The organism is Streptomyces bohaiensis, assembly GCF_012033785.1.
Classification (GTDB): Bacteria; Actinomycetota; Actinomycetes; order Streptomycetales; family Streptomycetaceae; genus Streptomyces; species Streptomyces bohaiensis.
On the sequence record NZ_JAAVJC010000199.1, the window covers coordinates 1 to 8,637 of the forward strand.

At 75.8% G+C, this 8,637-nt stretch carries 8 protein-coding genes; 6 read left to right on the top strand and 2 right to left on the bottom strand.

Annotation, left to right across the window (positions count from 1 at the left end; translation table 11 throughout):
• Positions 1-53 precede the first annotated feature (53 nt).
• The gene (locus HCN52_RS18235) at positions 54-869 is read right to left on the bottom strand and encodes a carbonic anhydrase (protein ID WP_168089530.1); all 816 of its coding nucleotides are present in this window, start codon (positions 867-869) and stop codon (positions 54-56) included.
• Positions 870-1,785: 916 nt separating this feature from the next.
• Between HCN52_RS18235 and HCN52_RS18240 the strand changes: the two genes are divergently transcribed.
• Together HCN52_RS18240 and HCN52_RS18245 are read left to right on the top strand one after the other, a co-directional pair.
• Positions 1,786-2,964 (top strand): helix-turn-helix domain-containing protein, encoded by a 1,179-nt coding sequence (locus tag HCN52_RS18240; protein WP_168089523.1) that lies wholly within the window; start codon positions 1,786-1,788, stop codon positions 2,962-2,964.
• 163 nt (positions 2,965-3,127) lie between these two features.
• The gene (locus HCN52_RS18245) at positions 3,128-3,418 is read left to right on the top strand and encodes a hypothetical protein (RefSeq protein WP_168089524.1); all 291 of its coding nucleotides are present in this window, start codon (positions 3,128-3,130) and stop codon (positions 3,416-3,418) included.
• Between the two features lie 110 nt (positions 3,419-3,528).
• On the opposite strand, the gene HCN52_RS18250 is transcribed toward HCN52_RS18245, so the two are convergent.
• Complete coding sequence (locus HCN52_RS18250) at positions 3,529-4,371, bottom strand: alpha/beta fold hydrolase (protein ID WP_168089525.1); 843 nt, start codon at positions 4,369-4,371, stop codon at positions 3,529-3,531.
• A 282-nt stretch (positions 4,372-4,653) separates the two neighbouring features.
• Between HCN52_RS18250 and HCN52_RS18255 the strand changes: the two genes are divergently transcribed.
• The 4 genes from HCN52_RS18255 (at position 4,654) to HCN52_RS18270 (ending at position 8,471) form a co-directional block, all read left to right on the top strand.
• The gene (locus HCN52_RS18255; RefSeq protein ID WP_168089526.1) at positions 4,654-5,214 is read left to right on the top strand and encodes an RNA polymerase sigma factor; all 561 of its coding nucleotides are present in this window, start codon (positions 4,654-4,656) and stop codon (positions 5,212-5,214) included.
• A complete protein-coding gene (locus HCN52_RS18260; RefSeq protein WP_168089527.1) occupies positions 5,211-6,140 on the top strand; it encodes a zf-HC2 domain-containing protein in 930 nt (309 codons plus the stop codon). Before HCN52_RS18255 ends, HCN52_RS18260 begins: the two co-directional genes overlap by 4 nt.
• Positions 6,141-6,285: 145 nt before the next feature.
• Positions 6,286-7,089: an ABC transporter ATP-binding protein gene (locus HCN52_RS18265; RefSeq protein ID WP_168089528.1), complete on the top strand. Its 804-nt coding sequence runs from the start codon at positions 6,286-6,288 to the stop codon at positions 7,087-7,089.
• Positions 7,086-8,471, top strand: coding sequence for a hypothetical protein (locus HCN52_RS18270; RefSeq protein WP_168089529.1), 1,386 nt, complete (start codon positions 7,086-7,088; stop codon positions 8,469-8,471). The genes HCN52_RS18265 and HCN52_RS18270 overlap by 4 nt, the downstream gene beginning before the upstream one ends.
• The last annotated feature ends 166 nt before the right edge of the window (positions 8,472-8,637 follow it).

Consider the following 8,637-nt stretch of genomic DNA (forward strand, 5'->3'; position numbering starts at 1 on the left):
CCCCCCGCCCCCCGCGCCGCGGGGCGGCGGGGGCGCGGGGCGGCGCGGGTGCGTCAGGCCAGCCCGTGCACCCGTTGGGTGGTGAGCTGGTAGCGCGCCGACACGACCTTGATCCGCCCGTCGGCGACCCGCGGCGCTATGTCCACCTCGGCGCTGAGGGTGTCGCGGACGGAGCGGGTGAAGGCGTTGGTGGTGGCGTCCACCTGTGCCTCCCCGGTGGTGGTGTGGTCGATGGACGGGATGATCCGGTCCACCAGGTAGTCGAGGTGCTCGGGCAGCTGGGCGCCCGTCTCCGCGGTCTGTATCGCCGCCTTGACCGCGCCGCAGTGCTGGTGGCCGAGGGTGACCAGCAGCGGGATGTTCAGCTCCAGGACGCCGTACTTGAGGCTGCCGATGACCGCCGAGTCCAGGACGCAGCCGGCGGAACGGACCACCATGAGGTCGCCGAGCCCTTGGTCGAAGACCAGCTCCGGCGGGACGCGGGAGTCGATGCAGGAGAGGACCAGGGCGAACGGCTGCTGCCCGGAGACCGCCTCCAGCCGGCGGGCGGCCGACTCGTGGGGGTGCTGCTGGGCCCCGGCGCGCCAGCGGTTGTTGCCGGCGACCAGGCGCTTGAGCGCCTGGTTCGGGGTCATCGTGGCGGGGGTCGAGGAGAGCGGCCAGGGTGCAGCGGTGGGCCGGGCCGGGGCGGCGACCGCCTGACCGGCGCCGCCGAGCGCGAGGGCGGCGCCGAGAGCGGCCGAACCGGTCAGGGCGGTACGCAGGAAGGCCCGGCGACCGTTGCCGTGGGTGGCGGCGTCGGTCGCGGTGGACGGGGCGGTGGGGGAAGAGGGGGTGGGGAGTGGGCCGGCGGCCTCACAGTTCGACATCACGATCGGAAACTAGATGCTGACTCAACTCTTCTGACCGATGTGGTGATTACTTGATCGCTGCTTGGCGAAACCATGGTCGAAAGCCGTGCTGAATTGACCGAACCTTGGACCGTCCGGCCCTTGTGCCAGCGACCGGGCGCTGCGGTCCGGCGCCTTGGCGGAAGCGTCAACCAGCCACTTTCCGCGAGGTGTTGACTGGTCGGGAGTGCCGCTTTCCGGGTGGTCTGTCACGAGGTGTCGCCGCGCCTCGTCAACCGCGCCTCGTCAACCGCGCCTCGTCGACCGTGACCGGTCGCCGCGCCCGCCGGGGGTGCCCCGTCGACCGGGTCCTCGGTCCGGCCCCGGCGCCGGGGCGACGCGCACGTCGGTCGGTGCGCCGGGCATACGGTCCCGGACCGTCCCGGTCCGTGCTCGCAGGCCCCGGGTCGGCCGACGGCCCGCCGGGGCGTCGATGTCTCGCCCGCTGTCCCACGCCGCGAGAAAGTGGCAGGTCAGCTGTGGTTCTTCATCCCATCGTCCCTGCGGGCCCGGCCCGCGTTGACCGTCGTCGGGGCGTCGCAGCAGTCTGCTGGCGGTGCCGGCGACACGGCGCCGCCGGGCCCGACCCGACCCCGTCGTGCGGGGTGCGGCGGGCGTGGGTGCCCGCCCCGTCACGGGGGGCGTGGGCGGGGCCCACGGGGGAGCGTGAGCGGGGAGAGGAGGTGCGAGATGTCCCGGATGGTGAGCGGTCTGCCGCGGCGAGCGGCACACGGTTGGAGCTGGAGCTGACGCCTCGTCGGCGGCGGCCGGGTTCCGCGCACCGAATGTGGACTCTGACACTCGGTCACCGAAAGCGTGACTCTGGGTAGTCAGGAGGGGGTGGTCATTGCTACGCTCAGCGGTGGACGACGACAGACACCGCCGGGGGTGGGTTGTGGCCGGCGCACGCGAGAACACCGCCGCCATCGAGGCCTTTGCCGAGAAGCTGCGCGCGCTCAAGGGCAACACGAGCCACAGCTTCGAATCGATAGCGCGCCGAACCGGCGTGAGCCGCTCCACGCTGCACCGCTACTGCTCCGGCAAGGGCGTGCCGGCGGAGTTCGCCACCGTGGAGCGGTTCGCCCGGTGCTGCCGTGCCGACCGCGCGGATCTCACGGAACTGCACCGGCTGTGGGTGCTGGCCTCCGAGCCGCTGCACCTGCCCGCGGACCCCGCGGCCGCGGAGGACGCCGAGCAGCCGGTCGCCGCCCCGCCGCCGGCCACCGACGAACCGGCGCCGGGGGACCCCACCGCCGGTACCTCCGGAGAACCGGCAGCGCCCGCCGCCGGGGGATCGGCCACCCCCGAGGAGACCGCGGCGGCCGGCGCGCGTCGCCGACTGCCCGCACTGGTCCTGGCGCTGGTCCTGCTCGTGGGGGCCGTCGTGACGGTCGCCGCGCTCGTCGGCGACCGGCAGGACGACGGAACCCGCGACGATGCCGCGACACCGAGTGGCGCCGTGGTCGGAGCCGAGGAGCAGCGCGCGCTGCTCAGCCACCCCTGCGACGAGCCGATCACCATGGGCCGCCACGACGGCTGTGTCGAGGAACTCCAGGAACTGCTGGTGGAGCGCGGCCTGCCGATGGTGGTCGACGCACAGTTCGGCCCCGAGACGCTGCGCCGTGTCACCGCGTTCCAGGTCCTCGCCGGGCTCGGGGTCAACGGCGTCGTCGGCGACGAGACCAAAGTCGCCCTCTACGAGTCGGACGTCGTCGTCGAGACCCCGGACGAGGAGGAGATGGCGGCGCTCATCCGCGAGCTCTTCCCGGGCGAGGAGGCCGACACCGCCGTCGCCGTCGCGGCCTGCGCCACGAAGTTCGACCCGCTCTACGTGCTCGGCAACGAGAACGGGACCCGCAACTGGGGGCTCTTCCAGATATCCGACAGCCGGCTGAACGACCTGCGCAGCACCCCGCTGGAGGCGCTCGACTGGGAGACCAACATCCGGCTCGCCCACCGGCTGTGGGAGCCGGAGCAGAGCTTCGAGCACTGGTCGTTCTGCTTCGCCGGCATCGACCGCGTCCGGGAGGAGATGGCGGCTCGCGAGAACGGGGAGCGCGCCGGGGAGGAGTAGGCGTGCGCGTCCGGGGGCGGCGGCCGGACCGCGCCGACCACCGCCGGCGGCGCCGCTGCTGCGCCGCGGTGCCGGGCGTCCTATGCTCGGAGCCGCTGCCGCCCGGCGGCGCCGACCTGAGCGTCACCGCGGTTGCGCCCGGACCCCGTCGACGAGGACTCGCATGCCGGACCAGCACACGGCCGATCCACCGGGGCAGCGCAACCGCCCCGGCGAGCTGTCGCTCTCGCTCGGCCTCGTCGCCCTCGTCTTCGCCTTCGTCCCGACGCTCGGCGAGTTCGTCGCGGTGCCGGCCGGGCTGGCCGCGCTGGTCCTCGGTGTCGTCGGTGCGCGCCGCTGCGAGCGCGGTGAGGCCGGCAACCTCGGCTGGTCCCTCGCCGGCGCCACGTGCGGCGTCCTGGCCCTGTTGATCGTCGTTCTCGTCATGGCGGTGGTGGGCAGCCCGGTGCGGTGACCTCCCGGTCGCCGTGCACGGCCCCGGCCGGTGCGGCAGCCGGACCTCCTGCCGCCGCACCGGCCGGGGCCGGGGCCGTCGGTCACCGCCCGCCGGTCACCGCGCGAGGGTCACTGCGCGAGGAAGCGCAGCAGCTCCTCGTTGAACCGGTCCGCGTGGGTGACGTTCAGCCCGTGCGGTGCGCCCTCGACCAGCACCAGCTGGCTGCCGGCGATCGCCTCATGGGTGCGCCTGCCGCTGACCTCGAACGGGACGACGGCGTCGGAGTCGCCGTGGATCACCAGCGTCGGCACGTCCACCGCCGCCACGTCCCCGCGGAAGTCGGTGCGTGAGAACGCGCCGATGCACTCCAGCGTCGCGGTGGGGGAGGCGGGCAGCGCCATCCGGACGGCCTCCGCGTGCTGTGCCGGGGAGACCAGGTCCGTCCGGTCGCCCGCCTGGAAGAACTGCGTCACGAAGCCGTCCAGGAACCCGGCGCGGTCGTTGCGGACCCCGTCCTCGAACTCCGCGATGGTCGCGTCGTCCAGCCCGCCGTCCGGGTTGTCCCCGGTCCGGTGCAGGTACGGGGGGACCGCGGCGGCCAGCACCGCGCGGCTCACCCGCTCGCTGCCGTACCGGGAGAGGTAGCGCACGACCTCGCCGCCGCCCATCGAGAACCCGACCAGCGTCGCCTCACGCACGTCGAGTGCGTCGAGCAGTGCGGCCAGGTCGGCGGCGAGGGTGTCGTAGTCGTACCCGTTGGCCGGCTGCGACGACTCCCCGAACCCCCGGCGGTCGTAGGTGATGACACGGTGCCCGGCGGTGGTCAGCACGCCGGTCTGCGCCTGCCACGACTGTCCGCTCAGCGGCCACCCGTGGACGAGGACGACGGGGCGGCCGGAGCCGGTGTCCTCGTAGTGCAGCTCGACGTCCTCGATGTCGGGGCGTTCGCTCTTGACCGTGAGCTGGGGCATGGTGCTCCGCCTTTCGTCGGGCCGGGGCGCGGGGCGGGGTGCCCCGGCGTGCGGCCGGATGCGTGGGCCCCGAGGTAGCGGGCCCCGGTCCCGCTTACCCGCCTCGCCCGGCGCGTGCTCCGGAAACCACCCGCACCCCGCACCGCCACCGCCCGATCGGCCGGGCGCGCCACCCGTACGGCCCGCCCCCGGCGCGCGCCGGCTCGGCACCCCGCGCCACGCGATGTGACGCAGGTCACGCCGGAGGGAGAACCTGCCGGGCCGCGCTGACGTCTGGCGGGTGTGAGAGCACGCAGGAAAGCGCCGCAGCAGCTGGACGAGGAACGTCTCCTCCGGCTCGTCGCCAAGGGCGACCGGGCCGCGTTCGACGAGCTGTACCGGCGCACGGCGCCCTGGCTCGCGGTCCGGCTGCGCCGGCGGTGTGCCGACGAGCAGATCGTCGCCGAGGTCATGCAGGAGACGTACCTCGCCGTCTGGCGCGCGGCCGGGGCGTTCGCCGGCAGCGCGGTCGGCGGCTCGGCCGTCGGCTGGCTGTGGACCATCGCCGCCCGGCGGCTGGTCGACGCGTTCCGCCGCCGCGCCCACCACGCCGAGCCCCCGCTCGCCGCCGGCGAACGGCTCGCGGCGCCCGCCGCGGAGGAGGAGGTGCTGGCCGCCACCGTGGGCGGCGAGGTGGGGGACGCGCTGCGCGATCTCGCCCCGGAACTCCGGCAGGTCCTTCAGGCCCTCGTCCTGGACGGGCTCTCGGTCCGGGAGGCCGCCGTGCTGCTCCGGCTGCCCGAGGGCACGGTCAAGACCCGCGCCCGCCGGGCCCGCATCGCGATGAGGAAGGCGCTGACATGACCGGGGACCACCCCTCCGAGCGGCTGCTCGCCGCCTACGTCTCCCCCGGGGACCGGCCGACCGGCGTCTCCCCCGGGGACCGGCCGACCGGCGTCTCCCCCGGGGACCGGCCGACCGGCGCCGCCCCCGCGGGCCCTGCCCCCGACGCCGACGTCCCCGCCGGCCCGCTCACCGCCGACGAACTGTGGGCGGTCGAGTCCCACCTGGAGGGCTGCGGTCCCTGCCGGACCCGCCTCGCGGCGGCCGTCGACCGTCACCGGCCGGACGTCACCGGCCTCCTCGACGCGGTCCGCCGCGATCTCGGCCCCGCGCTGGACTCCGTCGCCCCGGCCCCGCCGCGCCGTCGCCGCCTGCCGGCCGGGTGGGCGACCCCCGCCATGGCCCCCTGGCTGGCGATGGTCACCTGCCTCACCCTGGCGGCGCTGCTGCTGGACCTGCTCGCCACTCACACCCTGCCCGTCCCGGCCGTGCTGGTGGTCGCTCCCGCACTGCCGCTCCTCGGGGTGGCCGCCGCGTGGTCCCGCGGTCTGGACCCGGCGTTCGAACTCACCGTCGCCACCCCGCGCTCCGGGCTCGGGCTGCTGCTCGGCCGAACCCTGGCCGTGCTGCTCCTGCTCTTCCCGCTGCTGCTCGTCGCGGGAGCCCTGACCGGGGTCGGGGTCGCGGCCTGGCTGCTCCCCGCCATCGCGTTGACCAGCGCCGCGCTCGCCCTCGGCAGCGTCGTGGGGGTGCCCCGCGCCGTCACGGTCCTCGGGGCGCTGTGGGCGGTGGCCGTCGCGGCACCGGCGCTCGTCCTCGGCACCCTCCCGGTCGTGCTCCACCCGGACCATCTCGCCGGCTGGGCGGCACTGCTGGTGCTGGGCGCCGCCGTGGTGGCGCTGCGGCGGCACGCGTTCGCCGCTCCCGGGCCGCGCGGCGCGTGGTGAGCGGCGAGCGCCGTCGCCCTGCGCCTGCCCGGCTCTCGGCCCCCGGAGCACCGGTCCGCCGCACGGGCCCCGCCCCGTGCCCCGTCCCGCCCCCTGCTCACGTCCCTGCCCCGGGCCCCGTCCCGTGCACGAGAGGAACCATTCCATGACGACCGCGACCGGCGCCGACCTCGCGCCGAAGCAGTACGCCTGGGAGATCGAGGCCGACGACCTGACGGTCCGCGTCGGCCGGAACCGGATGGCGGTCGACGGCCTCTCGCTCGCCCTCGGCACCGGCACCCACGGGCTCCTCGGCCCCAACGGGGCCGGCAAGACGACGCTGATCCGCGCCCTCGCGACGGTGCTGCGCCCCGCCGGCGGCGAGCTGCGGCTGTTCGGGTCCTCGGTGCGCGACCGCGCCGACCAGCGGGAGACCCGCCGCCGCATCGGCTACCTGCCGCAGGAGTTCGGCTACTACAAGCGGTTCACCGTCCGGGAGTTCGTCGAGTACATGGCGTGGCTCAAGGAGGTGCCGAAGCGCGACGTCCCCGGTGCGGTGCAGCGCGCCGTCGAACGCGTCGGCCTCGCCGACCGCGCCGACGAGCGGATGAAGGCGCTCTCGGGCGGCATGGTCCGCCGTGTCGGTATCGCCCAGGCCATCGTCAACGACCCCGCGGTCCTGCTGCTCGACGAACCGACCGTCGGCCTGGACCCCGCGCAGCGGCTGCGGTTCCGCGAGCTGCTCCAGCAACTCGGCCGGGACACCTGCGTCGTCGTCTCCACCCACCTGGTGGAGGACGTGGCGGCGGCCTGCTCGGACGTCGTGCTCTTCGCCGCGGGACGCCTCGTCTTCCAGGGGACCCCGGCGGAGCTGGCCGCCGCCGGCAGCGAGGACCAGCCCGGCGACAGCCCGCTGGAGCGCGGCTACTCGGCCCTCCTCGACAGCTCCGCCGGAAAGGGCGCCTGGTGAACCTCCGCGTACTGCGCACCGAACTGCTGCGCTCCGTCGCACCCTGGGCCGGGGCGACCGTCCTCGGCGGCGGTGCCGTGCTGCTCCACCTGCTCGGTGCCGCCGGGCCGGCCGCCGGCACCACCGACTGGACGGGCCAGTGGACCGCCACCGCCCTGTGGACCCGCACCACGCTGGTCGTGCTGCTGCCGCTCGTCGTCGGGCTCGGGGCCCTCCACGGGCTGCGCGACCACCGCTCCGGTACGGACGAACTGCTGGCCGCCACCTCCCGGCCCGCCCCGCAGCGGGCGGCCCTGCCGATGGCGGCCCTCGCGCTGGCGCTGGTCGTCGGCTTCGGGACGCTCGTCGCCTGGGGCGCGGTGCGGGTGGCGACGGGGGAGACCACCCACCACCACGCGGGGTGGCTGCCGATCACGGCGGTGGCGCTGCTCGCCCTGGTGGCGGGAGCGGTGCTGGGCGCCGGCGCGGCGCGGGCGCTGCCGTCCCCGCTGACCCCGCCGGTGCTGGTCGTCCTCTGCCTCGTCGCCAACGTGTTCCTCGTGCAGCACTCCGACGCCGCCCACCCCACCTCTCAGCTGGTGCCCCACCTGCTCTCGCAGTTCACTCCGGCGGTCGCCGAGCCGCGCCAAGTGCTGCTGACGCCGACCGTCGCCCTGCACCTCGGGCAGTCGGTGTGGCTGCTCTCGCTGCTGGCCTGCGGCTTCCTGCTGCTGGCCGTCTCCTCGACGCGGGCGCGGCTCCTCGCCGTCGTTCCGGCGGTGGCCGGGGCGCTGCTGGCGCTGCCGCTGCTCCCGGCCGCACCGCGCGACGGCTACCGGGTCGACGCCGCTGCCGCCGCCTGGGCCTGCGAGGGGCGGGTCTGCGTCGCGGAGCTGCACCGGTACCGGCTCGCGGAGCTCGCCCCGGCCGGGGAGGAGGCGTTGGCGGTCCTGGCGGACGCCCTCGGACCGGACGCCCCGGAGCGGGTCCGGGAGGAGACGGCGCTCCGGGCGGTAGGCAGCAACCGGCCGCTGGAGCCCGGCGTGCTGCTGGTCCACTTCGAGGACCCGACCATGGGCGGGGCGAGCGGGGACCAGCTGGTGCGCCGCCTGGTCGGCGAGGGCCTGGCGCCGGACTGCTGGCCGCGCACCACGCGGGAGAGCGGCAGCGACGCCGCGCTGGTCGTCCAGAGCGTGCTGGCGAGCTGGGCGCTCGGCGAGTTCGCGCTGATCGACGCGGAGGTGTACGACGCCGCGGAGTACCGCGGCTCCGCCGAGTCCGCCTGGGCCGAGTTCACCGCGCTGGACCCGGCGGAGCAGCGCTCGCGCGCCGCGGAGATCCGCGCCGGCGCGCTGGAGTGCGCGTACACCTGGCCCGAGGAACTGGCCGGAGGGCCGGCGTGACCGGCGTGACCGCCGGAACGGTGCTCCACCTGCGGTCGCGACGCGTCCCCGCCGCCGCGCTCCTGCTGGCGGTCACGGCGGGCGCGGTGTGGGGCGTGGGCCGGTTCGGGGACGGGGCGGCCGACCCGCGGCTGGTGGCGCTGGCGGCGGCCGGCGGTGTCTCGGC